Raw genomic sequence first — 26185 nt, 5'->3', positions numbered from 1 at the left:
TTGGCATACAGAGATCACCAGAAGGGAAACGCGGGAGATGTCGAAGAAGATCAGGATTGTTCTGGCGGTGCTGGTGGTGGTGGCCGCGCTCGGCTATCGCTACTGGAAATCGCATGCGCCGCCGTCGACCGGTTCGGTCGCAGCCAGCGCCACGCATGGGCCCGCCGAAAAGGTCGTGCGCAAGTACGGCACGCTGGAATTCCAGCCGTGCACACTCACCAACCCGCAGGCACCGGGTAACGTCGAGGCGCAGTGCGCGACGCTGCAGGTGGCCGAGAACCCGGCCGCGCCGGAGGGGCGCCGCATCGAATTGAAGATCGCCTGGCTTGAGGCCGACAGCGGCACCGTTGCAGAACCGGATCCGGTGTTCTTCATCGCTGGCGGTCCCGGTCAATCGGCCACCGAATCAGCCAGTCTGATCGCGCCGGCGCTGCAGGACGTGCGCAAGAAGCGCGACCTCTTCCTGGTCGATCAGCGGGGTACCGGTGGCTCGCATCCGCTGGCGTGCACCGGCGAGGATGGCAAGCCGTTGGCGCTGCCGGAAGACGAGGACACCACGACCAGCGCGCTCGCCGATTACGCGCGTCGCTGCGCGGCATCGTTGCAGGAGCGTGCCGATCCGCGCTTCTACACCACCACCGAGGCGATCGGCGATCTCGATGCGGTGCGCGCCGCGCTGGGTGCGGACAAGATCGATCTGATCGGCGTCTCCTACGGCACTCGCGTGGTCCAGCATTATGCCGGTACGTATCCGCAGCACACCCGCACGATCGTGATCGATGGCGTGGCGCCGAACGATCTGGTGGTCGGCGGCGAGTTCGCCACCACCTTCGAGGACGCGATCCGCCTGCAGGCCGAGCAGTGCCGGCGCACGCCCGCCTGCGCCGCGCGTTTCCCGACCGATACGCGCGAGCAGCTGCAAAGTGTGATGACGCGGCTGCGTCAGGCGCCAGTGGAGGTGGAGTACCGCAATCCCGGCACCGGCGAGATCGAGCACGGCAAGGTCACTGCCGATACGGTGACCGGGCTGGCGTTCGCGTTCTCGTATGCGCCGCAGACCGCCTCGCTGCTGCCGCTGATCCTCGATGAGGCGGCGAAGGGCCGCTACGCACCGCTGATGTCGCTGGCGGGGCTGGCCAACCGGCAGATCGGCGACTCGATGAACCGTCCGATGCAGTGGTCGGTGATCTGCGCCGAAGACGCCGACCGCTACCACGCGCCGGTGAGCACACAGCAGACGTTGTTCGGCCCGGATGTGGCGAAGATGTTCTTCGCTGCCTGTCCGGCCTGGCCGACCGGCACGCGTCCGGCCAACTTCACCGAACCGCTGCGCAGCGATGTACCGGCGCTGCTGCTGTCCGGCGAACTCGACCCGGTGACACCGCCGCGTTATGCCGAACAGGTGCTCAAGGGCCTGCCGAACGGCCGTCACCTGATCGCACCGGGGCAGGGACACAGCGTGATGGCGCTGGGCTGTGTTCCCAAGCTGATGGGCCAGTTCATCGAACACGGCGACGCCAAGTCGCTCGACGCTCACTGCGTGGACACGCTCAACAGCGTGCCTGCCTTCACCTCGTTCAACGGATGGGAACCATGACCGCCAGGATCGCTACGATCACCACGCAGGAGGCCGCCGCATGATCACGGCCGAGCACCTGTACAAATCGTTCAAGACCAAGACCGGGCTGGTGAAGGCGGTGGAAGACGTCGGCTTTCACGCGCCCGACGGCCAGATCACCGGCCTGCTCGGTCCCAACGGCGCCGGCAAGACCACCACGTTGCGCATGCTGTACACGCTGATGTCGCCCGACCAGGGCAAGGTCGCCGTCGATGGCATCGATGTGGCGGTCGATCCGATCGCCGTGCGCCGCCGGCTTGGCGTGCTGCCGGACGCGCGCGGCGTATACAAGCGCCTGACCGCGCGCGAGAACATCGCCTACTTCGGTGAGCTGCACGGCATGTCGCGGACGCAGATCGTCGAGCGCACCAAGGTGCTGTCGGCGGCACTGGACATGGACGACATCCTCGACCGCCAGACCGAAGGCTTCAGCCAGGGTCAGCGCACCAAGACCGCGATCGCACGCGCGCTGATACACGACCCGCGCAACGTGATTCTCGACGAACCCACCAACGGTCTGGACGTGATGACCACGCGCGCGCTGCGCGGCTTCCTGCGCCAGCTGCGCGAGGAAGGACGCTGCGTGATCTTCTCCAGCCACATCATGCAGGAGGTCGCGGCGCTGTGTGATCGCGTCGTCATCATCGCCAAGGGCACCGTGGTCGCCGCCGGCACCGCCGACGAACTGCGCGCGCAGACCGGCGAGGACAACCTGGAAGACGCCTTCGTCAAGGCGATCGGATCGGACGAGGGACTGCACGCATGAGCCTGTTTTCGACATTGTGGATCGTGATGCGCAAGGAACTGCGCGACATCTCGCGTGACCATCGCACGCTGCTGCTCTCGCTGTTGCTGGCGCCGCTGCTGTATCCGGTACTGATCCTCGGCCTGGGCAAGCTGGCGGAAAGCCGCGTTCAGACCCAGATCGACAAGCCGCTGGACATCCCGGTGTTGGGCAAGGCGAACGCGCCGAATCTGGTGCAGTTCCTCGCCTCGCAGGGATTGAACGCGGTCGATCCGCCGGCCGACCTCACCGCCGCGATCCGCAACCAGGACGTGGACGTGGCCCTGCGTATCAGCGATGACTACGCACAGGCCTGGCACGACGGCAGGCCCGCGCTGGTGGAGATCATCAAGGACAGTACCCGGCGCGACGCCGAGATCCCCAGCACGCGTCTGCAGAGCGCGCTGGCCGCCTACAGTCAGCAGGTCGGTGCACTGCGCCTTCTGGCGCGTGGCATCGACGCACAGATCGCGCGTCCGGTCGATATCGCAGCGCAGGATCTCGCCACCGCCGAAGCCAAACGCGGCGCACTGATGTCGATGCTGCTGCCGATGCTGCTGATCATCACCTCGTTCATCGGCGGTGCTTACCTGATCCTCGATGCGACCGCCGGCGAACGCGAACGCCAGTCGCTGGAACCGCTGCTGGCCACGCCGGCACCGCGCAGCGGCGTGGTCAGCGGCAAGATCGCCGCTGCCTGCGTGATCGGCATGGTGACGCTGTTGCTGACGCTGCTGGCGTTCAAGTTCAGCGCGCACTTCGCCACAGGTATCGGCCGCCAGCTCAATGTCGGTTACCTGGCGATGGTGCAGATGCTTTTCATCCTGCTGCCGATGGTGTTCATCGGCACCTCGCTGCTGACCTACCTGGCCGCGTCGGCAAAGAGCATGAAGGAGGCGCAGAGCCACATGACCTGGCTGATGCTGCTGCCGATGCTGCCCGGTTATGCATTGGCGGTGTACCCGCTGAAGACACAGCTGTGGCAGTTCGCAGTGCCGTTCCTGGCGCAGAACCAGATGCTGCTGAAGGTGACGCGCCACGAACCCATCGACGGGCAGATGTGGGCGGTCTACCTCGGCGCCGGCTTCGGTCTGGCCGCATTGCTGTGGTTCGCAGCGGTGCGCCGCTATCACCAGGAACGCCTGGCGATCTCGGGCTGAGTGGGGTGAGATCGTCCACCACCAATGGTCATGCGGTCGAGCGCATGGCCATCGGTACGCAAGAAAGTGGTGTGAGCGCTGAGAAACAAGTTTCGAAACACGTCCCTCTCCCGTTCATGGGGTGAAGGCGTGTTGCTTGCGAGCCACCGGCGCGCATACGGCCGAACACCCGGCGCGCTGGGCCAGGGCGCAGCGCGAGGTGACGCGAAGCGCCGGATGAGGGGGCCTAACCCTAGACCTCGCGTCGATCCGCAGGATGGTTCACACCATCACTGGTAGGCACATGCGGAATGTCGAACGGATTGACGCCCTCAAGGCATCCCACGTTGTAGCCGTACTGCTGGGGATTGGAGCGTCGCTGGTGGTGCGTGTAGATCCCGCAGTTGGAGCAGAAGTAGTGCTTCGCCGTGCCTGTGTTGAACTGATAGAGCTTGAGATGCTCGGCACCTTTGACGATACGGATGCCGCTCAGCGGAACGGATGCGACCACCGCGCCCTTGCGCCGACAGATGGAGCAATTGCAACGGCGTGGATCGACGATGCCATCCGGAAGGTCCAGCTCCAGTTCCACCGCGCCGCAGTGACAGGTGGCGCGATGCTTGGGTTGTATCAGGGTCCCGCCAACTTGCTTGAACAATGTGTGTCTCCGCTCAGGCTTGTATGAGTTGAATCGTGTCATGGCGCGGTACGGTCTGGATCGGCGTGAAACCATGCCTGACGACCGGTGGTCAACGGCCCAAGCAGACTGTCAGCAGGGCTAAGGCAACGGCACGTGCTCCACCCAGCGATCCGCGGTAAACCCTAGCACCAACCCGAGTACAAGCGCCAACAAAAACCCCTCGAGCGAAGCGTCGAACATGGCTGCAATGGCCAGCGCAAGCGTGACACCCAGAAGTGTCTGATCGAAGAGCGAAAGTGAGCGCTTTCTACCTGCAGTTCCGAAGATGACGATGGCGCAGTACGCACCAAACATGAAGGCCGCAATGACCACACGGACCGCTAACGAGTCCGTCGATTCGATGCGAAAGAAAGTGAACAGCGCGAAGATCGCACCGAAGAGTCCTGTTCCGAGCAATGACCAGCGATCCATGGCGAGATGATGTTCTGAGCTATATGGGCCGGTGAAGACAGTCTGGTTGTGGGTTGCTACGCACTGGCGGAATGAGCGGCTCTTCGCTGAAGGGTGGAGCCGAGTGAAGTGCCAGCGACGAGTGCACAGGCGAGTAGGAGGCAATCTGAGATAGTCAGGAGCAGTGGTGTGTCATCGGGGGAGCCGATAAGGGTCTGGGTCAACGCAAATGCCACGGCCTGCTGAAGCAGAAGTGCGGTCCAAGCGCCGATGTACGGTTTGATCGGATGCCGATAAGCGAACAGGACGAAGAGCGCTCCGCAGATGAAGAGGGAAGCGAGAGCGCTGGCGGCGAACCGCAAAACGGTCGCACTTGCATCTGCGGCGGCTACTCCGCCCTCAAAGAATCCGATTGCGACCTGAGCAAGAAGTAGCGAGGCTGCAAGCTTGGCAATGCTGCTCCAGTTCACGGTGCTTTTCCCGGGAGTCGTGATGTCGTGGGTGAGTGGATTGATGATGGTGAATACATTGCTTGGGCCATTATCAGGCAGGGCTCTGTTCGCCTGCGGTCTGTCCAAGGAGCCACCCAGTGTTCAGCCGGGCAAGTATCACCCGGCCGAGGGGAGCGGAGCTAAACTAATGCTTCGTGCCATCCGAGATCCCGCAATGCGTAATCCCCTGCAAGAACAACTGCTCAAGGCGGGCCTGGTGAAAAAGGGCCAGCTGGCCAAGGTCGTGCAGGAGCAGAACAAGCAGCGCAAGAGCAAGGGAGCACCGGCGGCGGACGGCGAGGAACGGGGCGACGCGGCACGGTTGCAAGCCGAGCGCGCCGAGCGTGACCGGGTGCTGGCGGCGGAGCGCAATGCGCAGGTGCGCAGGCAGGAGCTTCAGGCGCAGATCCGCCAGATCGTCGAGACCCACAAAGTCCGGCGTAGCGGCGAGATCGACTATCGCTTCGTGGACGGCAAGGCGATCCGTAGCGTGTTGGTCGATACGGCCCAGCGTTCGCAGCTGGTCAGCGGCGCGCTGGTGATCGTGCGCCATGGCGATGGAGTCGAACTGGTCCCGCGCGTGGCGGTCGAGAAGATCTACGACCGTGATCCGGCCGTGGTGCTGCTCGACAACGGCCGCAAGCCCGTAGCCGCCACAGACCAACCGGAAGCTGAGCCCGAGGCCGACAGCGACGAGGCTTACTACAGCCAGTTCAAGGTGCCGGACGATCTGGTCTGGTAGTTGCTAGGAGTACCCGTCGAGACCGATCGCGTCCTAGCCGAGACCCCTGGCAAACCTAGTCACTGCATGGGCGCAATCTTTGGGAACAGCTTGTAGCAGGAGATGAGGTCCGGCGATGTCCACCGCGGAGCATTGCGGAAGTGCAGAGAGAAGATGCCGGCCGGCGGCCGCAGAAAGCAGCCTGTCGTGAGTAGAATGCAAATAGAGAACAGGTAAGGAAACGGCGCTGAGACGAGCCGAAACATTCACCTGCATAGCCGCAGCTGCGCGAAACCTGAGCACTGCAGGACTTACGGCTAATAGAGCACTTTGCAGTGATGCTTCCAGTTGTGGTGTAGTCCAGCGACCAAGCAACAGCCACGACAGAAGGAACGGCGGTAGGGCGCGCACCGGCGCGAAGCGTGTGAGCGCTGTGAGAGGCGAAAGTACTGGAACCGGAGACTTGGCGAAGGTCGTGGAAAGGACGATCCCAATGAGGTTGGGCGGCGGGTTTGCGGCAATGGAGAGCGCGATAGGTCCAGAGAACGATTCGCCCAAAAGGACAAACGATCCCGTCGGAGGCAATTGTTCCCTGACAAGCGCCTCGAGTGCGATGTAACCCAAAGCCTTGTCGGGTGGATAGGGAACGACAGTGGCAGAGTCGAAGGCAGAAATTGTTGATGCCAAAAACTCTGCGTGGAGCGTCGCGGTACCGTCCAGGCCGGGAAGAACCACAAGCGCGGTCATGTTGATTCCGGAGTGCCTGCGCCTGAACCAAGCCGAGACAAGAGTGGGTTCGGCTTAAACGAATTGTCAGAGCGCACCCAGCGACGGTGCTGCACAAGACAGATGACCGCAAAGATCGCCTCAAATACAGCACCAGTGCCAGCGGCGATGTATACGAGGGCCACCAGATAGCCCAGCACGAAGCCCGCAGCGGCGAGCGCCAGACCCAGCACCCAATACAGGCGCATGCCGTAAAGCGTAGCGAACACCAGGTAGCGGCCGCCAATGACGAGCAGCATGGCGGGAAAGAACCAGCCCGGCTCTTGCAGGCTTAGCGCATAGGCCAGCGGCAAGCAGAAGATGAGCCAGAAAGTACTGGCCCCTGCCAGTTGGCCCAACGGATTGCCTTTGGTGTGAGTTCCACGAGCGCCGAGCAGCTTGCAGATGAGCACGCTGACTGGATGAATCAGCATGCCTCCGATGAGCAATGCCCAGACGGCCTTCTGAGCGGAGTTGGAGATTGCGATACAGGCCGCCACCGACCAAACGAGCGCTGAAGCCAGAATGCCGGCACCACCACTGCAATAACCATGTCGCATGTCCACTTGTGCTTCTGAAATCGACATATCCATGTTTTCAAATCTCCCTCGTTGAGATGCCAGGAAAGAAACAGGTCACCCAGTTCAATGCTATGTAATTCTCCCTACCGCCAGAGGTCTAACGTAAGGAAGGGATTGCGCGTAGGCACAAGACGCCCCCTTACCGGAGGATTAGGGGGGGACACGCTCTAGTCACCCTGGAAAATAAGAGTCTTGCCCAGCGATCGTGTTTCCTCAAGGAGTGCCTGAAACCTTGAGATCATGTCTATCAGATCGCCTCTTTTAACCGTCGCGTAGATCCCGCGCGGAATGGGCCCGAGTTGCGTCCCGATGTGTACCTGCCATTCGGGCGGCTGCTTCCTTGCTGCTTCCAAAGCCTCGGACATCGCGGCACGGAGCGCAGCCAAGCCATTGGATTCATGAAACCGAGCATGGCCGTAGAGATCTACGTACTTGCCAGTAGTCTTATCGACTTGAAGGAACCAGGCATGCAGGAACCAGTAGTAGCCATCATCGTGAAACTCAAACCGACACTCATGCTCACCGTTCTCTAGAAGATAGCCGACCGCGAGTGACATCGATGTGCCCCAATACCTGAATTAGGCCGTGCCGCGAAGCGGCATCGGCTTGAATGAAGTGTTAGGCGGAAGCCGCAACGGGGTCAATCGCTGCTTCCAGCTTCGCCACCATCGCCACCACAATCATAAATGTTTGCGCCTGCTGGCGCGTCCCATGCAATTCCACCCGAGTCAGCATTGTCTACAAAGGCGGTTCGATTGATGGATTGCGCAGTCCCGATAGTGTCTGTTGCCAAGAACGCAAGGCAAATAGTGGAACCAACAAAGGGCAGCAACCAGACGAGCAAGAGTTGAGGGATTTGCTGAGCTTTGGTCGCGGCCGGACTGCGGAACACCCGAACGGATGCGATGCCGTTGAACGCAAGCAATGCGACGAGAGTGGAAATCCACAGCCAACTCATGCGGCCTCCCTATTGTTCAACACCGCGGTTCGGTCGCGGCGCGCGTCCACAGGGCGTGCGACGTCGGTCTGGAGCCGTTTGTTGGGCATTGAGCCCACTATCGTTTCTCTTCCATGAGCCCCACCAAGTTGCCATCCGGATCACGAAGAAAGCCGATCCATAGTTCGTGATCAGGCATCTTTGCCGTTAGTTGTGGTGCGCGTTCGCTGCCGGCCCCTCTGCTCACCATGGCACTGTGCGTGCCCGAGATATCGCTGACCTTGAAGTAGAGGATTGAATTGGCGCCAGCGTTCCCAGCTCCCTGAGGCGTTGAAAGCATGACGCGTACTGAGCCAGCGGACAGGAACGTCAGATTGGGACCGGGGCTGAACAAGAACTCCAGACCAAGGATGTCGCGGTAGAACGGGAGCACCTTGGCCACATCGCTAACTGTGATAGCGATCTGGCCGATCTCAACGGGATTCGATTTCATGGCTGTCCTTCCTGAAATGCCCAACGCATTTATCAAATCGATCTGCAAAGCGGGTTCGGCTTGAGTGAATTGCTAGGCAGCCAGCTCAGTAGAAAATGTGAGCCTGTTGCCATCTGGATCAGTTACCAGGATATCCCGGGCTTTCCATGCAGTGTTATAGGGCGGGCGAGATTGGACAAGTCCTGTCGCTTGGAAAGCCTGATAGCACTCGTCTACGTCCGGAACAGAAAAATGGACGGCGCCACCGACCTGACAGTCGTCTGCGTGCTCTGTCAGGAAGATCGATTGCTCCCCCCGAGTAAGCTGCGCAAAGACTGGAAAATCCGGTTCGTGCCGATACTCCCAATCGACAGTGAATCCAAGGCCATGGACGTAGAATGGAAAACTGGTAGAAGCACTGGTTACACGAAGGACGGGCATCACGGTTTGAGTCACGATGATCTCTCCTTGCTGCCTAACGCCTGAGTTAAGCCGTGCCGCGAAGTGGCTTCGGCTTGAATGAATTGTCAGGCCTCAGTCGTAGCACAGCTTTTCCTGGCCTGCGCGGCGATCGCTGCCTAGATAGAACTGACAGCCGAACACGGTTGACTGCGTGGAGCAAACCCCACTCCTGGCGCGCTGGTCGGAAGCCACGCACTCCCCTTGACATTGATTGCTGTGTGTACAGGTTTTGCCTGCATCGGTTGTGGCAGCGTGACATATTTCGGGACATCCGTCGCCAGGAACGCCGCGACAGCCCCAACGGTGCCCCGAGGCTTCACATTCCGCTTTGTTGTCTGGGAGGACAGGCCGGCCGCTTGATGCGGTTGTGGCGCATCCGGAGAGAAGCAAGACCACCAACACATGCAGGATTTTCTTCATGAGGCCTAACGCCTGAATTAAGCCACGCCGCGAAGCGGCTTCGGCTTGAACGAATTGTTAGGCGCCAACCGCCGACTGCAGCGCCTTGACGGATGACTCCCAGCTGCCAAAGTCATCACTCTCCTCCCACAACTCCCTGAGCTCAGAGTCAGGGGCCATGATGCGAGTAAGCGCTCCATTAGCCTTGCAGAGTAGATCCTGGGAGGGTTTGGCAGCGATGGATTTAACCCAAGTATCTACCTCTTCAGTGTAGCTGTCGGTCTGGGTGCCGCGCCCAAGGGCTTTGGCGAGAACCTCCGCAGCGGCGATAGCCTCGCTGGCTAGATCCGAGTCAAGGTAGTCGGAACCATTGTCGAGAACGGCTTGGATAGCTTTGGCGACAAGGGAAAAGTCTCGCTGCTCATCAAGGCCATATGCCCAATCGCAAGCAGTGTCATTGCCGAATGGCTCGTGTGACCAAGCTCCCATGCTGGAACCTCCTTGAAGTTTGAATCGGCGTCTAACACCTGAATTAAGCCGACCCGCGAAGCGGGTTGGGCTTGAATGAATTGTTAGACCGCCCTCTAGTGTTCTGACACACGCTGACTTTTTGGCGACGTGTTCAGATTGTCCATGTCCGAGAAGATTAGCCACGGCTCACCGGGCGCACGATGCAGAGTGAGGGTGAACTTTCCTGTGTCGCCGGACGCATCGCCATAACCGTAGATACCTATGATGTAGCCGATCGTGTCTCCGGCGGAAAAGCGAGCGAGCGTAGCCGCAATTGGCCGCCGCCTTGGCCCTCATAGGCTGCCTGGATGGCCGAGCGTCCGCGGATTGGAGGACGATTGCTTTGCAGCACGAATCCATCCTCCACAAATAGCGAGGCGAGGGCCACCGCGTCGCCAGCGCGCCATGCGCGTTCATAGTCGCGAAGCACTCGATCCAGTTCAGGCGGTAACGCAACGCTGGAAAGCTCCGTGGTCTTAGTTGGATCTGGAACGTTCTGCCCAAGTAGCGGCCCCGTCACCAGCATGAGGCCGAGGACGACAAAAGCGAGGATGGAACGGCTCATATGTCTCAACCCTGTTGGAGTATCGGCGGTCGAACGCCTGAATTAAGCCGAGCCGCGAAGCGGCTTCGGCTTGAATGAATTGCTAGGCCCCCAGCTGTGCAAGTTTAGCCTTGGCCCAGCTCACAGCGCGGTCAGCCGGTATTGACTCGCCAGCCTGCGGATCTTCAAGGGAGCCACCAGAAACTGCAGCCAACACACTTGATGCTGCCAGAGCTGAAGTGAGCTCTAGGGGCCGAGAGCCAATGCAAAATTGGATTGAGAAGTCAGTGCCAGGCGCCAACTCAAGTTCTTGGACATCTTCCGTAGAGACTATCGAGGCGTAGTACTCGAAGCCAGAAATCTCGCCCTTGACTGGGCACGGGAGGAAACCTGTGAAGGAGTCAACGTCAAAGTCCGTGTCCAGCGCGACCGGAAAGCCAGCCGCAACAATGGAGGAATGCCATGCTGCGGGTGAAGGCATGTTGTCGCGTTGCAGATAGACAACTAAGTCATACGACGACATGGATTCTCCTAGAGGCCTAACGCCTGAATTAAGCCGACCCGCGAAGCGGGTTCGGCTTGGATGAATTGTTAGGTGGCCAGTCGGAACAGTGACTCGTCCTTTGGCCAGCTGCCCTCGTAGGTGTACGACTCAAGGCAGCTAATGTAGCCGCCCTTGACCCACAAGATGAGACCGACACCAGCTGGAACGTCTGGATGCGCAGCATCACCCTTTGGCATATCCTCAATTTTCCAGCGTGCCTCGTCCAGTTTTGGTGCAGCGGGATCTACTTGGAGTTCTGTGTAGAGGCCAACGCCTGTGTAGTCGCGAGAAGCACACCTGGTGAGGACGAGTTGAGCCAGCACAATCTCTCGCTGCGGGTCAGCAAGTGCGATTGAGGCTATTGCCCTGCGCTCAAATTCGCTGAGTTGCTCCATGGCCACCTAACGCCTGAATTAAGTCGAGCCGCGAAGCGGGTTCGGCTTGAATGAATTGTTAGCGCCCAAGCCGATGATACGGACGCTGCCAACATGGGTTGGCCCCTCCCAGATTGTCCAAGAGCCGAACGCAAAGAGGGAATCAATGTGATCAGGGTAAGCCAGAAGCCGAACATGGGCACGACCGATTGTGCCCGGATCAATGTGCCCGTCATGGAAGGTCACCTGACCAAGGAAGTACTCGCCGGTTAGAGGGTGCTTATGGTTTGGACGATAGTCCGAGCGCTTCTGTCGTGCGGACGGAAGCAGCGCGATCTCTACCTCTAACTCTGCGATGGACTCTGTCATGGGCGCTAACGCCTGAATTAAGCCGAGCCGCGAAGCGGCTTCGGCTTGAATGAACTGTTAGGCCTCATCCGACTTGACCACTAGGATGCGGACGGCTGCGATCGCACAGATGGCTATCAGCAAAATCATGAACTTGATACCAGACCAGCTGAGTTCACCGTCGCGCCAGAAGAACTCCCCGATCGCAAAGCCGCCGAAGCCAGAAAGAATGTAAGCGGCAGATAGGGCAATGCGAAGCGATCGCTTTGGTAGTGCTAGGGCTGTCAGAGCAAGCATAGGCAAAGTTGCCAAGGCCCAAAGCCTGTACGGAGGGATGGCCATGAAGGCGCCTATGCCAAGAAGAGCGCCAAGCCCAGCCTTGAATTGCATGTACGTTTTCGAGGGCGCTGTCATGAGGCCTAACGCCTGAGTTAAGCCGACCGGCGAAGCCGGTTCGGCTTGAATGAATTGTTAGGTGCCACTGCCGGCACCGAAGTAGTTGTAACAACCGACTGCAACCAGCGCGACCATCAGCGCGATGAGACCGGTGCCCTCAATGTCTAAGTCCGACCGAAGAAGCTTGCGACGCCAAGATGGGACGAGCAGGCAGGGCGACACTACGACCAGACCAGCGCCCAGGCTAACCAGGCCGAGCCAGAAGTTGAACTGCCATGATTCCCAAAGTTGGCTGAGCATCTGATATGGCACCTAACGCCTGAATTAAGCCGAACCGCGAAGTGGGTACGGCTTGAATGAATTGTTAGGCCGCGCCCTTGAGGACGACCGGCTCAATAGGTAGAGCTTGCCATAGCTGCACACGATAGTGGTCTTGACCGCTGAGACCGTCGTCGGACAGGGTGCCAAGGCCGGAGGCGGAGAGCCTTACCCGATACATGCCTGGCGCTAGATTGAAGCGCGGAGCATCTGGGAAATAGTCAGTGCAGCCAGCCACTACAAGTGACCCACTCTTGATAAGGAGTGAACCCTCAACGACATGGTCGAAGTGGATGAAATCCGACGGCGGCTCAGAGCCCAGAAGATCAAGTGTTATTTGCACATCCATGTTGCGGACGGTGCCAATGCCAACGACTCCAGTTGAAACGGCGAACATTCTTTGAACTGCTGCAGGATCCCAAGCATCGGACAAGTCACCGTCGGCTGCTTCATCCTGCAAGTAGAACTGGAAGTAATCGGCGAATAGTTGGAGGTCGTACGATGGCACGAGTGCGGCCTAACGCCTGAATTAAGCCGAGCCGCGAAGCGGCTTCGGCTTGAATGAATTGTTAGATTTCAGCTCGCGGAGTGCGAAGTGCTGGCCGTGCGAACACGAGAAAGAACAGGCCAAGGAACAACATTGCGCTCCTAAATGTCAGGTCAAACCTGGATTGAGTAATGACCCCGCCACGGAAAAAGACGGCAAGCCACATAGCCGCACCACTGGTCATCGCGACAACAGCCCACAAGATGACCACGATGTAGGCCCATGACTTGCGCAAGTAAACAGAGACAAGGACCGCGACTTGCAAAGACAGAGGAAGCAAAGCAAGTAACAACCCTGAGGCAACGGTTATAGCGTTTGTGAGCAGAAGTAGACCGACGACGAGGTAAAGGGCCGCGACGTAGTATTTTTTGAAATGCAAGGACACGGATGGACCTCTCTTTGAAATCTAACGCTTGAATTAATCCGTGCCGCGAAGCGGCATCGGCTTGAATGAATTGTTAGGCCGCACTCAATGCTCCAATAAGCGGAGTACGGTAGTCAGGATCTTTCTCGTTCCACGACACGAGCATATTTGGAATGTCGACATTGAAGAAGCTCTCGTAGTACTCATCTTGGCTGAACTCCTCGCCATCTCTGCCGAACAGCTTGAGCTTTACACCGTGCAACTCAAGGTCTGTGTCGGACTGTTGCAGGGCAATAGCTGTAAAAGTTTCCTCCGCTGTCATTCGCACAGCTCCGTGATCTACGCCATAGAGATTCGCTAACACGGTAATTAAGTGATCACTGATCTCGCCGAGAGAACGGAAACCGACACCACGGTGATACACATGGTCTTGTATCAGGTTCATCTCATCGTCAAAGCCAGGGCCGACGGTCTTGACCATTTTTACGGCGAATCCAACACGCCTTCCTTCATGAGAAGCGAAAAGATTGAAGTAGTAGTGGTCTTGATCAGACTTCAAACCGTCGACTTTGAAGATGCAGTCGATGAAGCCTTCCTCGCTGTATTGGCTGAGTATGGGGAGGCCATCCTTGTCAACGAGCACCGAAATCTCCCTGCGGTCTAACGCCTGAATTAAGCCGAGCCGCGAAGCGGCTTCGGCTTGAATGAATTGTTAGGCGGCTCACACACCCGAACAGCCTGGAAGTGTCATGGCGATGCTAACAAGCCACATAAGGCCACCTAGAAGCGCTACAAATAGAGCGCCACCCGCCGCTAAAAACGAGCGGCGCTGAAAGGCCCTGGCAACGAACATCAGAAACGCCAGCGCACAAAGCAGGAGGCTTACTGCGAAAGCAGTAGGACCATGCGCCTGACAGAGGAAAGCACGGGCCAGCCAGATGCCGATGGCGAATGCTGAAATGCTAATGCCGAGCGATACCCATCCGGCCTTTTGCGTCAGTTGCGATGAGGTCACGGTAGCCGCCTAACACCTGAATTAAGCAGACCCGCGAAGCGGGTTCGGCTTGAATGAATTGTTAGGCCTCGGGCCCAGAAGAGCGCCGCCGCGGAATCTCGATTCCATAGGCGCGCTCGCTGCCTTCTTGCACGGCCAAAAGGGTAATCAATGTGCCTGGCAGTCCGAAGATGAAAGCAAGGATGCGCCAACCTGAGCTAGGGCTGTTTTGTGCCCGCATGCCGGCGTAGCTGATGTTTGCGAGTACCCACAGACCAGATACTCCAAGGCGGACAGATCCCTGTGTCTGAGAGGTAGCGTCCGAGGCTGCAGCGCTGAGCGGAGAAAGAGCCACCAAACCTGCGGATAACTTCCGTACGAATTTCATGTCTCTCTACCTAGCGAATGACGTTCTGCCGAGGCCTAACGCCTAAGTTAAGCCGCGTTGCCGGCTTTTAGGCAACGTCGGCTTGAAGGAAGGGTTAGCCATGTTGCTCAATGTATAAGTGACTCGTGGGCCACGATAATGCGCCAGCCTTCAGGAAGCTTTTTCCAGACAGATGTAGCCACCACCTTGGCGCTACTCGCAACACCATCCGGCGTGGTGCTGGTTACTGTCATTGATTGCAGAGTGGCGACAACCGTGGCGCTTATTACGGTGACTTCAGGTGCGGCGCTCTGGCTATAGACCGCGTTTGATTTTCCGTTGTCCCACCACTGAAGCTGCTGATCTCGTACGACTTGCCAGCCGTGCATCGTCATATCGTCGAACGTCACGACGAGCTTCGGACTACGGGCGTACAACGCCATGAAGCGATCCGTGTCGTGGGCATTTGCCGCCAGCATCATCTCGTCCAGCAACGGCTGCAGCTGTTTCGGGGCTGATGCTGAAGGCGGTGCTGCAAAGACAGTCCCGCTGAACCACACACATGCGACTAGCGCCCTTCCAAATAGCATCTTCATGCCACCTCTCCTTTTTTAGGCTAACTACTATTCGAAGACAAAGTGAAAGGTAATCGCGGGGTGTAGTCCGGTAATTCCTACGTTGCTGTTGGATCTGATCTCATCCCCAGCAAGGCTTCCCCCGATCGTGGTGTGTAATACCAGTGCGTAAACATGCCGCATTCCCCTTGCGAATTTTGCCTGGATGGGACCCTATCATTCGGATCGGCCTTCCTCAATGTGCTTTCCGTATCGCCGGTATTCCGACGAGCCTTCTTCGGTGCCGGCCGTGGGTACGGAGGGGCCGGCCCCACGCTTGCTCGACCGCGTACGCGAGCGGGCGAGGCGCTTGGGCATGGCGAAGTGGACCGAGGAGGCCTATGCCGGTTGGATCCGCCGTTTCATCCTGGCAAATGGCAAGCGCCATCCGGGCACGATGGGCGGAATGGAGGTGGAGGCGTTTCTGACCAAGCTGGCGGTGCGCGATGACGTGTCGCCGTCCACGCAGAATCAGGCACTGGCCGCATTGCTGTTCCTGTATCGCGAGGTACTGGGACGGGAGTTGCCGTGGATGGACAACATCCAGCGCGCCAAGCGCCCTCGTCGCTTGCCTACTGTGTTGACCGAGGTGGAGGTGGCCGAGGTATTGGCGGGTATGGAGGGGCGCACTGGCTGATGGCGGCGCTGCTCTACGGCACCGGCATGCGCTTGATGGAGTGCGTGCGCCTGCGGATCAAGGACGTGGACTTCGGTCGCAACGAGATCGTGGTGCGTGACGGCAAAGGGGGCAAGGACCGTCGCACGATGCTCCCGCGCACGCTGCGTGAGCCATTACTGGCCCGGGTGGATGAATCACGTCGTGTGCATGCGCGTGATTGCGAGGCCGGATATGGCGAGGTGTGGTTGCCGGACGCGCTGGCGCGCAAGTTCCCGAATGCAGCACGTGAAATCGGCTGGCAGTACCTGTTCCCTGCGTTGCGCCGCGGCGAGGATCCCCGCAGTGGGAGAACGCGACGGCATCACGTGGACGAGAAGGGGTTGCAGCGTGCGATGAAGGCAGCCTGCCGGTCGGCAGGCCTCGACAAGCCCGCCAGTTGCCACACGCTGCGGCATTCGTTTGCCACGCACCTGCTCGAACGTGGCTACGACATCCGTACGGTTCAGGCATTGCTGGGCCACAAGGATGTGGCCACCACGCAGATCTACACTCATGTGCTGGGCCGCGGTGCGTCGGCTGTACGCAGTCCGCTCGATCGCGACGAGGCCCCCGCGTGATGGGGGCAGGGGCCTGTGGAACGATCAGCCGTCCAGCAACTCCCGATCGCGCACTGCACCCTTGTCGGCGCTGGTGGCCAGCAGCGCATACGCCTTCAATGCGGTGCTGACCTTGCGTGGGCGTGGCAGCACGGGCTTCCAGCCCTTTGCATCCTGTTCGGCGCGACGTGCTGCCAGGTCTTCGTCGGAGATCAGCAGGTTGATCGAGCGGTTCGGGATGTCGATCAGGATACGGTCGCCGTCGCGGACCAGGCCGATGGCGCCGCCGGCGGCGGCCTCCGGCGAGGCGTGACCGATCGACAGGCCGGAGGTGCCGCCGGAGAAACGACCGTCGGTGAGCAGGGCGCATTTCTTGCCCAGGCCCTTGGATTTCAGATACGAGGTCGGATACAGCATTTCCTGCATGCCGGGGCCGCCCTTGGGGCCTTCGTAGCGGATCACCACGAGATCGCCTGCTTTGACCTCGTCGCCGAGGATGCCCTTCACAGCGGCGTCCTGGCTTTCGTAGACGCGGGCGCTGCCTTCGAAGACGTGGATCGATTCGTCGACGCCGGCGGTCTTCACCACGCAGCCGTCCTTCGCGATGTTGCCGTAGAGCACGGCCAGGCCACCTTCCTGCGAGAAGGCGTGCTCGACGTTACGGATGCAGCCTTCGGCGCGGTCAGTGTCCAGGCTCGGCCAGCGCGTGGATTGGCTGAAGGCGATCTGGGTCGGGATGCCGGCCGGGCCGGCCTTGTAGAAGGTGTGCACGCGTTCGTCGTCGGTGCCGGTCACGTCCCACTGTGCGATCGCATCGCCCAGGGTCTTGGTGTGCACGGTGGACACGTCGGTGTGGAGCAGGCCGCCGCGCGCCAGTTCGCCGAGGATCGCCATGATGCCGCCGGCGCGGTGCACGTCTTCGATGTGGTACTTCTGGGTGTTCGGCGCGACCTTGCACAGCTGCGGTACGCGTCGCGACAGGCGGTCGATGTCGCGCATGCCGAACGGCACTTCGCCTTCCTGTGCGGCCGCGAGCAGGTGCAGGATGGTGTTGGTCGAGCCGCCCATCGCGATATCCAGCGTCATCGCGTTCTCGAACGCGGCGAAAGTGGCGATGCCGCGCGGCAATGCGGTGGCGTCCTCGGCGCCGTACCAGCGGTGGCACAGTTCGACCGCGGTGCGGCCAGCCCTGAGGAACAACTGCTCGCGATCGGCATGGGTGGCGACCACGGTGCCGTTGCCCGGCAGCGACAGGCCCAGCGCTTCGGTCAGGCAGTTCATCGAGTTGGCGGTGAACATGCCCGAGCACGAGCCGCAGGTCGGGCAGGCGCTGCGTTCGACCGCGGCGACCTGTTCGTCGGTGGCGTTGGGGTCGGCGGCCATCACCATTGCGTCGATCAGATCGAGCTTGTGGTCGGCGAGTTTGGTCTTGCCGGCTTCCATCGGGCCGCCGGAGACGAACACGGTCGGGATGTTGAGCCGCAGCGCGGCCATCAGCATGCCGGGGGTGATCTTGTCGCAGTTGGAGATGCACACCAGCGCGTCGGCGCAGTGCGCATTGACCATGTACTCGACCGAGTCGGCGATGATCTCGCGGCTCGGCAGCGAGTACAGCATGCCGTCGTGGCCCATCGCGATGCCGTCGTCCACGGCGATCGTGTCGAATTCCTTGGCGACACCGCCGACGCGCTCGATCTCGCGCGCGACCAGCTGGCCGAGGTCCTTCAGGTGCACGTGACCGGGCACGAACTGGGTGAACGAGTTGGCGATGGCGACGATCGGCTTGTGGAAGTCGTCGTCCTTCATGCCAGTGGCGCGCCACAGTGCGCGGGCGCCGGCCATGTTGCGGCCGGCAGTGGAGGACTTGGAACGATACTCGGGCATGGTGGTGCTGCGGTTTGGCGGGCCAGCGGCTGGCGGGAAATACCGGCTATTTATACGGGATTTCCTTGGTTGCGCCTGCAACGTTCACGGTGGGGATGGCGTGCCGGGCGGGGGCAAAAAGTGCGTCGGGAGGGGAGAGCGGGCATCATGTGAGGCTGGAATATGTCGAGATGGACGCATGAAGCGATCGAAAACCACCGCCCTGCTGTTGATGAGTGCCGCGCCGCTGCTGTTCACCGCCTGCCAGCGCGAGCAACCGGTCAAGGTAGAGGAAGGCCTGTACACCTCCGTGGACAAGTGCGTGGAGGCCACCGGCAACCCGTCGGCATGCCGTACCGCGTTCGAGCAGGCCCGGCAGCAGGCCGCCGATGCGGCGCCGAAGTACGCCAACCGCGCCCAGTGTGAACAGGACTACGCCGCCGACCAGTGCGTGGAACAGCGCACCTCGGCCGGTCACTCGTTCATCGGCCCGATGATGGCCGGCTTCTTCATGTCGCAGATGCTGAACAACCGCGCCGGCCTGGCGCAGCCTGTGGCCACGCCGGCCTATCAGGACCGCAATGCTGGCTGGGCGCGTCCAGCCACCGCGCCGGGCACCGGCGGGCTCAACACCGGCAGCACGATCGGCACCGGCAAGGCCGGGTTGACCCCGGTCACCAGCGCACCCAATCGCGCGGTCACCGTCAGCCGCGGCGGCTTTGGCGGGTCGAGCAGCGGCCGCAGCAGTCTCGGCGGCTGAGTCGTGTCGTCCCTTCCGAGGCAGGTAGCGCCCTGATGCGCCGCGTTCCGATCATCGAGCGCGGCGACTGGCGCTCACAGGCGGCCGAGTGCGGCTTCCGCTTCCACACCATCGACGGTGAGCGCTACTGGGACGAACGTGCCTACTACGCGTTCAGCCTGCACCAGATCGAGAACGATCTGGAAGATCCCAGCGCCGAGCTGCATGCGATGGCGATGGATCTGGTCGAAGAGATCGTCTCGCGTGAAGCGTTGATGGAACAGTTGGCGATCCCCGAGCCGTTCCGCGACTGGATCGCCGACAGCTGGCGGCGTCGCGAAGGGCATCTGTACGGTCGGCTCGACTTCGCCTACGACGGTCGTGGCCCGGCCAAGCTGTATGAACTGAATTACGACACGCCGACCTCGTTGTTCGAGGCCTCGTTCTTCCAGTGGCAGTGGCTGGAGGACCAGCGTGAAGCCGGGCGCCTGCCGGCCGATGCGGACCAGTTCAATTCGATCCACGAGACGCTGGTGGAGCGCTTCGACGCGTTGTCGCCGCAGTTGCCGCCGCCGCTGTGTTTCGCGGCGGTGCGCGGGTCGGAAGAGGACCAGGGCACCGTTGCCTACCTGCGCGATTGCGCGGCGCAGGCGGGGCTGCATGGTGCGGCGATCACGATGGAGGACATCGGGCTGTCGGAAGACGGGCGTTTCACCGATCTGGACGATGTCGTGATCGGCTCGCTGTTCAAGCTGTATCCGCTGGAAGATCTGTTTGTCGACGAGTTCGGCCAGGCGTTGCCGCGCTCCGGCCTGCGCCTGCTCGAACCGCCGTGGAAGGCGCTGCTGAGCAACAAGGGCGTGCTGCCGCTGCTGTGGGAGCGCCATCGCGGCCATCCCAACCTGCTCGAAGCGTATTTCGACGACGGTGGCGCGCTGCCGGCGGGCTGGGTGCGCAAGCCGCTGCATTCGCGCGAAGGTGCCAACGTCGCCATGCATCTGGCCGATGGTCGCTGGTTGCAGAGCGAGGGCCCGTATGCCGGCCCGTGCATCCGCCAGGCGGCGCATCCGCTGCCGGCGTTCGATGGCCGTTATCCGCTGGTCGGTAGCTGGATCGTCGGCGATGTCGCCTGCGGCATGGGTATCCGCGAGGACAACGGCCCGATCACCCGCGACAGTGCGTGCTTCGTGCCGCATGCGATTGTCGAGGACGGTGCGCCGGGTGTGTTTTACGCGTGATGGACATGCCTGTCGGCGCGACTTCAATCCCGATGGGGTTCGCCGGCAGAAGCGTCGGGGCTGAAGCCCCTCTCACAGTGCAGGCACGTGCCATGGATGCTTGCCTGACCTGTCGCGACGACTGTGGCGCCTGCTGCATCGCGCCGTCGATCACCTCGGCGTTGCCCGGCATGCCGCAGGGCAAACCGGCCGGCGTGGCGTGCGTGCAGCTCGATGCGCAGATGCGCTGCAAGGTGTTCGGCAGGCCGGAGCGGCCGGATTTCTGCGGGCGGTTGCGGCCGGCGGCGGATATGTGTGGTGCTTCGCGTGGGGAAGCGATGCAGCTGCTGGCGAGCTTGGAGCGGGCGACGCTGCCCGATTGAGCCGGGGAAGTGTAGGAGCGGCTTTAGCCGCGATGGGGCTTTCATGCAGGTCCCTCTGCAAAAGCCCGCATATCCATGTGCGGGGATTCAAAAAGGGCGAGCCCCATCCCGGCTGATGGCCCGAGGCCACCCAGAGCCGTTCCTACGAAGCTGGTTGCTCAGGCTTTGCCCAACTGCGCGTAGACCGCATCGCGCAGATCGTTGACGAAACGCCCGGACATGCCTTCGTACAACGTGTTGGTCAGTGCGACCACGCTCAGGCCGCGTGCAGGGTCGACGAACCAGTTGTGGCCGTACACGCCGCCCCAGCGCCAGGTGCCGGGTGATTCGGGCGACTTGGCCGCGGCCGGGTCGCGCAGCACCGAGAAACCCAGGCCGAAACCGGTGCCGGGTGAGGATTCCAGCGGCGCGATCTGGTCGCGCGCCATCTCGGCGGCCCAACGTGCCGGCAGCACGTTGCCGCCACCGCTGCGCAGGGTGTCCAGCAGTCGCAGCAGTTCATCGGCGCGGCCGACCATGCCGGCGCCACCGGATGGATACGCCGCTGGGTCGAGCGCACGCGCCGGATCGAACGACACGCCTTCGGCACCGGGCACCAGCGGCACGTGCTCCGGGCCGGTCATGCGATGCGGCTGCGGTTGGTCGTCGTTGACGTAGACGGTGGTGAGGCGTTTGGCGTCGGTGGCATGGAAGGTGGTGTCACGCCAGCCCAGCGGCTTGCCGACCAGTTGCTGCACCGCTTCGGCGAGCGTTGCGTCGTAGGCGCGCTCGATCACCGCGCCGATCACGTCGATGCCGAGCGAGTAGTTCCAGCGCGTGCCGGGCGCGAACAGCAGCGGTGCCTGCGCGAGCCGGCGCAGGTTCTCCTGCAGGTCGAAGCCGGCTTGATCCATGCCGTCGGAAACGCCGAGCCGGGTGTAGGGACGATCGCTGCCGGTTTCTTCGAAGCGGTAGTCCATGCCCGAGGTGTGGTCCAGCAACTGACGCAGGCTGATGTCGGGCCGGCTGCCGTCGGCGAGCGTGGGGCGGAAGTCCGGTAGCCAACGCGTCACCGGCGCGTCGAGTTCGAGTTTGCCGCTCGCCACCAGCGCCATGGCTGCGGTGGTCACGACGGGCTTGCTGACTGATGCGAAACGGAACAGCGCGTCGGCTCGCATCGGCGTCTTCGCCTCGCGGTCCGCGAAGCCGGCGATGCGTTGATGGAACGGCTTGCCGTTGTGCTGCACCAGCACCACCGCACCGATCAGGCGATGCTCGGCGAGGGCGCGGTCGATGGCCACATCGATCGGCGTCGAGCTGGCACGAGGCTTGGCCAGTGCATTCAGCGGCAGCGTGAGAGCAGCACCCGCGACGGCGGCACCCTGCAGAAAGCGACGGCGGCCGCCATCGAATGGAGTGGGCAAGGGCATTGGAGGTTCCTACATGACAGGACGGCGGTACCGTAGGCGCCCGATGCCGTCGCAGGCAAGCGCGACGCTGGAATGCTGCGATGTAGTGGTGTGGTGAGTCGAGTCGGTATCGACCTTGATCAGCCATTACCAGCCATTCGGCTGTTGTGAAGCACTTCGGCTGCTGTAGAGCGCTTCGCGGGGATGACGGTGATTGAGGATTCTCGCGAAACGAGTCCGCAACATCGTCGCCACACAGGCAGAAAAACCCCGCCGTCAGAACGTGAGATCAGGAAAGTCGCCGTCGTCTGAACGGCGACTCCCCAAGCCGGCGTCAGCGCACCGTACCCTGCTTGTCCTTGCGAATCCCAAGCAGCTTGCGGATGCCGCTGCCCAGCGCCACCAGACCGATCGCCAGCAACTTCCAGAACTTCGCCAACACCAGGCCGAGCTTGGCGAACAGGCCGGCCTTGGCTGCCAGGCCGCCGCCGATCAGCGTGGCCAGCCCGTAGCTGGCGATCTTGTCGGTGGACGGATTGTGGTCGGCATAACGTGCGCCTTCGTCGAAACCCGTCATCGGCAGCAGTTGCTGCATGCCTGCGCGGACCTGTTCCAGCTCGCCCATGCCGGCGACCGCGTTGAGGCTCAGGTAGCCGTGGCGGCCGAGCACGCGGATGTCGTAGTTGAGGGTGTTGCGCTTCTGGCCTTCGAAGCGCAGCTCCTTGGCCCAGTGCAGCTTCTTGCTGCCCACGTCGTAGCGCGGCGGTACCGCCCACCCGACCAGGTCGACGGTGCCGTAGCCCTGCTCGCGGCGCGCCTCGTTTTCCTCGACGGCACCTTTCTTCATGTCCGACAGCAGCTCGTCGTAGTCGATCTTGGCCGCGTCGGCGTCGGAGACGTAGCCTTCGTCGGCGTAGGTGACCACGACCACCCAGCTGCCGTCCTCATCGAGCGCCGGATGGCTTGGCACCACCATGCCCAGCACGCTGTCGTCCGGCGGGTTGTTCCAGTAGTCCTCCAGCACGCGGCGCGCATCGGCCTTGTCGAGGTAGCGGAACTCCGGGCCGAGGTCGAAATGCGCCTTGGCTTGCGGCACCTCGATATGCCCATCGCGGAAATGCAGCGACTGCACGAACTGGTCGGCGGTCATTCCTGTTTCGTCGGCCGGCTGCGCCGAGGCGAGCGGGATGGAAAGCGCGAGCACGCACGCGGCCAGCAGGCCACGACCCAACGTCAATGTCTTCATCGAATGATTCCTTTCGCTGGCGTCCCCACGCCAAGGCGCGCAGTGTCGCGCAAATGTTCTGTGCGGACAACGGGCTCAGCGGGCCAGCCGCGCCATCGCCTCGCCGATGCCATCCGGGGTGAGCGGGAACATGCGCTGTTCCAGCAGTTGCCGGACCATGCCGATCGATGGCGTCCAGTCCCAGCGCTCGCGTGGCAGCGGGTTGATCCAGGCCAGGTGCGGGAAGTGTGCGGCCAGGCGCTGGAACCAGACGGCGCCGGCGTCCTGGTTCCAGGACTCGCTGGCGCCGCCGGGATGGCTGATTTCATACGGGTGCATCGAGGCATCGCCGACCACGATCACGCGATGGTCGGCCGGATAGCGATGCAGCAGATCCCAGGTCGCGACGCGGTCGGATGACTGCCGGCGTGCATGCGTCCACAGGTGCTCGTAGAGAAAATTGTGGAAGTAGAAATGTTCCAGTCGTTTGAACTCGGCACGCGCGGCGCCGAACAGTGCTTCGGCCGCATGCACGTGGTCATCCATCGAGCCGCCGATATCCAGCAGCAGGATCACGCTGACCGCGTTGCGTCGCTCCGGGCGCATGCGCACGTCGAGCAGGCCGCCTTCGCGTGCGGTCGCCGCGACGGTGGCGTCGAGGTCGAATTCCTCGGCGGCACCGCTGCGCGCGAACTTGCGCAGTCGCCGCAACGCCAGTTTGAGGTTGCGCGGTGACAACTCGGCATCGCCATCCAGTTCGCGGAAGCTGCGTTGTTCCCAGACCTTGGCCGCCATGCGGCCGCGACTCTCGCCGCCGACGCGCAGGCCGCCGGGATGATGGCCCGCGTTGCCGAACGGACTGGTACCGCCGGTACCGATCCAGCGGTTGCCGCCTTCGTGGCGCTCATGTTGTTCGGCCAGACGCTCGGCGAAGCGTTGCATCAGTTCTTCCAGCGAGCCGAGTCGCTGCACCTTGGCCTTTTCTTCTTCGCTCAGCTCGCGGCCGAGCGCGGCGTGCAGCCAGTCCTGCGGAATCACGGCCTGCAAGGCTTCCGGCGGTGCCGCCGCGACGTCCTTCAGGTAGCGGCCGAAGGCGCGGTCGAAGCGGTCGTAATGGCGCTCGTCCTTGACCAATGTGGTGCGCGCCAATGTGTACAGCGCCTGCGGCTCGGGATCGGCCACGCCGGCATCGAGCGCGCCGAGCAGGTCCAGCCACTCGCGTGGCGTGACCGGTACGCGCTCGGCGCGCAGGGCGTGGAACAGGCGCAGGAACATGCGTGCGCGCTCAGCGGCCTTGTCGGCGGTGCAGGAACATCAGCCGCTCCAGCAGCTGTACGTCCTGCTCGCTCTTGATCAGCGCGCCGGCCAGCGGCGGCAGCGCCTTGGAGGGCTCGGCATCGGCCAGCTGGCGCGCGGCCAGTTCGTCGGCCATCAGCAGGCGCAGCCAGTCGATCAACTCGGAGGTCGAGGGCTTTTTCTTCAGGCCGGGCACTTCGCGCAGCTCGAAGAAGGCGCGTAGTGCGCGCGATACCAGCGTGCGGTCGATCGCCGGGAAGTGCACATCGACGATCCTGCGCAACGTTGCTTCGTCGGGAAAGGCGATGTAGTGGAAGAAGCAGCGGCGCAGGAACGCGTCCGGCAGCTCCTTCTCGTTGTTGGAGGTGATCAGGATGATCGGGCGATGCCGTGCGCTGACGGTCTGGCCGGTCTCGTAGACATCGAACGCCATCCGGTCCAGCTCGTGCAGCAGGTCGTTGGGGAATTCGATGTCGGCCTTGTCGATCTCGTCGATCAGCAGCACCGTGCGACGTTCGCTCTCGAAGGCTTCCCACAGCTTGCCCTTGCGCAGGTAGTGGGCGACGTCGTGCACGCGCGGGTCGCCGAGCTGCGAGTCGCGCAGGCGACTGACCGCGTCGTACTCGTACAGGCCCTGCTGCGCCTTGGTGGTGGACTTTATGTGCCAGGTCAGCAGTGGCGCGTCGAGCGCGGCGGCGATCTCCTCGGCGAGCAGGGTCTTGCCGGTGCCGGGCTCGCCCTTGATCAGCAGCGGGCGCTGCAGCGCGATCGCGGCGTTGACCGCCTGCATCAGCTCCGGCGTGGCGACGTAGCGTGAGGTGCCTTCGAACTTCATCGTGCGGTCTCCGCGTCCATGCCGAGATACTGGTCCTTCAGGCGCACGTAGTGATCGGCCGAGTAGTGCAGGCTCTCGATCTCCTTGTCGGACAGCAGCCGCGCCGGCCGCGCCGGATTGCCCAGCCACAGCTCGCCCTCGCGCACCACCTTGCCCGGCCCGACCACCGCGCCGGCGCCGACGAAACCGTGCTTCTCCACCACCGCGCCATCGAGGATGCACGCGCCCATGCCGATCAAGGTGTAATCGCCGATCGTGCAGGCGTGGATGATGCAGCCGTGGCCGACGGTGACGCCTTCGCCGATCAGGGTCGGGTAGCCGGCCTTGTTGTACGGGCTGTGGTGGCTGACATGGATGATGGTGCCGTCTTGGATGTTGCTGCGCGTGCCGACACGGACATGATTGACATCGCCGCGGATCACCGTGCCGGGCCATACCGATACGTCCTCGCCCAGCACCACGTCGCCGATCACGCTGGCGGCGATGTCGACGTAGACGCGCTCGCCCAGCTGTGGGGTCTTGTCGAGGAAGGGGCGGATCGGGGGCACGGGACTCTCCGGGGCATCACATGGAGGTGAGGATGATAACCGCCGCCCACCAGCCGCTTTCCCCGCCATGCAACGGGCCACAAGGAGGCTTTAGACG

The 26185-nt window shown here is 62.0% G+C and carries 32 protein-coding genes and 1 pseudogene; 8 read left to right on the top strand and 25 right to left on the bottom strand.

The window, feature by feature from the left end:
- Positions 1-37: 37 nt before the first annotated feature.
- From AC3WJE_RS06040 to AC3WJE_RS06030, 3 genes are read left to right on the top strand one after another with little or no spacing between them, the layout of a single operon-like run.
- A complete protein-coding gene (locus AC3WJE_RS06040) occupies positions 38-1597 on the top strand; it encodes an alpha/beta hydrolase (protein ID WP_493729876.1) in 1560 nt (519 codons plus the stop codon).
- 40 nt (positions 1598-1637) lie between these two features.
- A complete protein-coding gene (locus tag AC3WJE_RS06035; RefSeq protein ID WP_493729875.1) occupies positions 1638-2384 on the top strand; it encodes an ABC transporter ATP-binding protein in 747 nt (248 codons plus the stop codon).
- Positions 2381-3562, top strand: coding sequence for an ABC transporter permease (locus AC3WJE_RS06030; protein WP_493729874.1), 1182 nt, complete (start codon positions 2381-2383; stop codon positions 3560-3562). The genes AC3WJE_RS06035 and AC3WJE_RS06030 overlap by 4 nt, the downstream gene beginning before the upstream one ends.
- Before the next feature lie 232 nt (positions 3563-3794).
- Here AC3WJE_RS06030 and AC3WJE_RS06025 read toward each other — a convergent pair whose 3' ends face one another.
- From AC3WJE_RS06025 to AC3WJE_RS06015, 3 genes are all read right to left on the bottom strand, one after another.
- Positions 3795-4199, bottom strand: a complete 405-nt coding sequence (locus AC3WJE_RS06025) for a GFA family protein (protein WP_493729873.1) — start codon at positions 4197-4199, stop codon at positions 3795-3797.
- Positions 4200-4319: 120 nt separating this feature from the next.
- Positions 4320-4652, bottom strand: a complete 333-nt coding sequence (locus AC3WJE_RS06020) for a hypothetical protein (protein WP_493729872.1) — start codon at positions 4650-4652, stop codon at positions 4320-4322.
- Positions 4653-4708: 56 nt separating this feature from the next.
- Entirely contained in the window at positions 4709-5209 is a 501-nt protein-coding gene (locus AC3WJE_RS06015) for a hypothetical protein (RefSeq protein ID WP_493729871.1), read from the bottom strand.
- Positions 5210-5297: 88 nt separating this feature from the next.
- Here AC3WJE_RS06015 and AC3WJE_RS06010 point away from each other — a divergent pair, with 88 nt between their 5' ends.
- Positions 5298-5864: a DUF2058 domain-containing protein gene (locus tag AC3WJE_RS06010; RefSeq protein ID WP_493729870.1), complete on the top strand. Its 567-nt coding sequence runs from the start codon at positions 5298-5300 to the stop codon at positions 5862-5864.
- 33 nt (positions 5865-5897) lie between these two features.
- Here the strand turns inward: AC3WJE_RS06010 and AC3WJE_RS06005 are convergent, their stop codons facing one another.
- The 16 genes from AC3WJE_RS06005 to AC3WJE_RS05930 all read right to left on the bottom strand — a co-directional run bounded on the left by AC3WJE_RS06005 (position 5898) and on the right by AC3WJE_RS05930 (position 15361).
- Positions 5898-6590, bottom strand: coding sequence for a serine aminopeptidase domain-containing protein (locus tag AC3WJE_RS06005; protein WP_493729869.1), 693 nt, complete (start codon positions 6588-6590; stop codon positions 5898-5900).
- Entirely contained in the window at positions 6587-7201 is a 615-nt protein-coding gene (locus tag AC3WJE_RS06000; RefSeq protein WP_493729868.1) for a DUF7010 family protein, read from the bottom strand. The genes AC3WJE_RS06005 and AC3WJE_RS06000 overlap by 4 nt, the downstream gene beginning before the upstream one ends.
- Before the next feature lie 155 nt (positions 7202-7356).
- Positions 7357-7746 (bottom strand): hypothetical protein, encoded by a 390-nt coding sequence (locus tag AC3WJE_RS05995; RefSeq protein WP_493729867.1) that lies wholly within the window; start codon positions 7744-7746, stop codon positions 7357-7359.
- An 83-nt stretch (positions 7747-7829) separates the two neighbouring features.
- On the bottom strand, positions 7830-8147 hold the full coding sequence (locus tag AC3WJE_RS05990) for a hypothetical protein (RefSeq protein ID WP_493729866.1): 318 nt from the start codon (positions 8145-8147) through the stop codon (positions 7830-7832).
- A gap of 97 nt (positions 8148-8244) precedes the next feature.
- Positions 8245-8619: a VOC family protein gene (locus AC3WJE_RS05985; RefSeq protein ID WP_493729865.1), complete on the bottom strand. Its 375-nt coding sequence runs from the start codon at positions 8617-8619 to the stop codon at positions 8245-8247.
- 72 nt (positions 8620-8691) lie between these two features.
- Positions 8692-9039, bottom strand: a complete 348-nt coding sequence (locus AC3WJE_RS05980; protein ID WP_493729943.1) for a glyoxalase superfamily protein — start codon at positions 9037-9039, stop codon at positions 8692-8694.
- Positions 9040-9537: 498 nt separating this feature from the next.
- Positions 9538-9948 carry a DUF4259 domain-containing protein gene (locus tag AC3WJE_RS05975; RefSeq protein WP_493729864.1) on the bottom strand — a complete coding sequence of 137 codons (411 nt, stop codon included), beginning with the start codon at positions 9946-9948 and terminating at the stop codon, positions 9538-9540.
- A gap of 241 nt (positions 9949-10189) precedes the next feature.
- The gene (locus AC3WJE_RS05970) at positions 10190-10534 is read right to left on the bottom strand and encodes a YybH family protein (RefSeq protein ID WP_493729863.1); all 345 of its coding nucleotides are present in this window, start codon (positions 10532-10534) and stop codon (positions 10190-10192) included.
- Positions 10535-10616: 82 nt separating this feature from the next.
- Positions 10617-11036 (bottom strand): hypothetical protein, encoded by a 420-nt coding sequence (locus tag AC3WJE_RS05965; RefSeq protein ID WP_493729862.1) that lies wholly within the window; start codon positions 11034-11036, stop codon positions 10617-10619.
- Between the two features lie 68 nt (positions 11037-11104).
- Complete coding sequence (locus AC3WJE_RS05960) at positions 11105-11452, bottom strand: hypothetical protein (protein ID WP_493729861.1); 348 nt, start codon at positions 11450-11452, stop codon at positions 11105-11107.
- Positions 11453-11857: 405 nt separating this feature from the next.
- Complete coding sequence (locus AC3WJE_RS05955; protein WP_493729860.1) at positions 11858-12169, bottom strand: hypothetical protein; 312 nt, start codon at positions 12167-12169, stop codon at positions 11858-11860.
- A gap of 81 nt (positions 12170-12250) precedes the next feature.
- Positions 12251-12475 (bottom strand): hypothetical protein, encoded by a 225-nt coding sequence (locus AC3WJE_RS05950; protein ID WP_493729859.1) that lies wholly within the window; start codon positions 12473-12475, stop codon positions 12251-12253.
- A 64-nt stretch (positions 12476-12539) separates the two neighbouring features.
- Positions 12540-13001, bottom strand: a complete 462-nt coding sequence (locus AC3WJE_RS05945) for a hypothetical protein (RefSeq protein ID WP_493729858.1) — start codon at positions 12999-13001, stop codon at positions 12540-12542.
- A 497-nt stretch (positions 13002-13498) separates the two neighbouring features.
- Positions 13499-14047, bottom strand: a complete 549-nt coding sequence (locus AC3WJE_RS05940; protein WP_493729857.1) for a hypothetical protein — start codon at positions 14045-14047, stop codon at positions 13499-13501.
- A 78-nt stretch (positions 14048-14125) separates the two neighbouring features.
- Positions 14126-14419 carry a hypothetical protein gene (locus AC3WJE_RS05935; protein ID WP_493729856.1) on the bottom strand — a complete coding sequence of 98 codons (294 nt, stop codon included), beginning with the start codon at positions 14417-14419 and terminating at the stop codon, positions 14126-14128.
- A 474-nt stretch (positions 14420-14893) separates the two neighbouring features.
- Positions 14894-15361, bottom strand: coding sequence for a YybH family protein (locus tag AC3WJE_RS05930; RefSeq protein ID WP_493729855.1), 468 nt, complete (start codon positions 15359-15361; stop codon positions 14894-14896).
- 334 nt (positions 15362-15695) lie between these two features.
- On the opposite strand from AC3WJE_RS05930, the pseudogene AC3WJE_RS05925 reads away from it, so the two are divergent.
- A pseudogene (locus AC3WJE_RS05925) lies at positions 15696-16615 on the top strand (integron integrase).
- 24 nt (positions 16616-16639) lie between these two features.
- Here AC3WJE_RS05925 and ilvD read toward each other — a convergent pair.
- Complete coding sequence (ilvD, locus tag AC3WJE_RS05920; protein ID WP_493729854.1) at positions 16640-18478, bottom strand: dihydroxy-acid dehydratase; 1839 nt, start codon at positions 18476-18478, stop codon at positions 16640-16642.
- Positions 18479-18656: 178 nt separating this feature from the next.
- Here ilvD and AC3WJE_RS05915 point away from each other — a divergent pair, with 178 nt between their 5' ends.
- From AC3WJE_RS05915 to AC3WJE_RS05905, 3 genes are all read left to right on the top strand, one after another.
- Positions 18657-19217, top strand: coding sequence for a DUF1190 domain-containing protein (locus AC3WJE_RS05915; RefSeq protein WP_493729853.1), 561 nt, complete (start codon positions 18657-18659; stop codon positions 19215-19217).
- Positions 19218-19252: 35 nt separating this feature from the next.
- Positions 19253-20434, top strand: a complete 1182-nt coding sequence (locus tag AC3WJE_RS05910) for a glutathionylspermidine synthase family protein (protein ID WP_493729852.1) — start codon at positions 19253-19255, stop codon at positions 20432-20434.
- 104 nt (positions 20435-20538) lie between these two features.
- On the top strand, positions 20539-20796 hold the full coding sequence (locus AC3WJE_RS05905; RefSeq protein ID WP_493729942.1) for a YkgJ family cysteine cluster protein: 258 nt from the start codon (positions 20539-20541) through the stop codon (positions 20794-20796).
- 158 nt (positions 20797-20954) lie between these two features.
- On the opposite strand, the gene AC3WJE_RS05900 is transcribed toward AC3WJE_RS05905, so the two are convergent.
- The 5 genes from AC3WJE_RS05900 to AC3WJE_RS05880 all read right to left on the bottom strand — a co-directional run bounded on the left by AC3WJE_RS05900 (position 20955) and on the right by AC3WJE_RS05880 (position 26088).
- Positions 20955-22205 (bottom strand): serine hydrolase domain-containing protein, encoded by a 1251-nt coding sequence (locus AC3WJE_RS05900; protein ID WP_493729851.1) that lies wholly within the window; start codon positions 22203-22205, stop codon positions 20955-20957.
- A gap of 313 nt (positions 22206-22518) precedes the next feature.
- On the bottom strand, positions 22519-23430 hold the full coding sequence (locus AC3WJE_RS05895; RefSeq protein ID WP_493729850.1) for a DUF2167 domain-containing protein: 912 nt from the start codon (positions 23428-23430) through the stop codon (positions 22519-22521).
- Between the two features lie 75 nt (positions 23431-23505).
- Positions 23506-24684 carry a vWA domain-containing protein gene (locus AC3WJE_RS05890; RefSeq protein WP_493729849.1) on the bottom strand — a complete coding sequence of 393 codons (1179 nt, stop codon included), beginning with the start codon at positions 24682-24684 and terminating at the stop codon, positions 23506-23508.
- Positions 24685-24694: 10 nt separating this feature from the next.
- A complete protein-coding gene (locus tag AC3WJE_RS05885; protein WP_493729848.1) occupies positions 24695-25540 on the bottom strand; it encodes an AAA family ATPase in 846 nt (281 codons plus the stop codon).
- The gene (locus AC3WJE_RS05880; RefSeq protein WP_493729847.1) at positions 25537-26088 is read right to left on the bottom strand and encodes a gamma carbonic anhydrase family protein; all 552 of its coding nucleotides are present in this window, start codon (positions 26086-26088) and stop codon (positions 25537-25539) included. Before AC3WJE_RS05880 ends, AC3WJE_RS05885 begins: the two co-directional genes overlap by 4 nt.
- Between the last annotated feature and the right edge of the window lie 97 nt (positions 26089-26185).

The sequence above is a fragment of the Pseudomonas sp. GW821-FHT07E12 genome, assembly GCF_058986605.1.
Note: the sequence above shows the minus strand (reverse complement) of the source record. Positions and strands in the feature narration are given on the sequence as shown.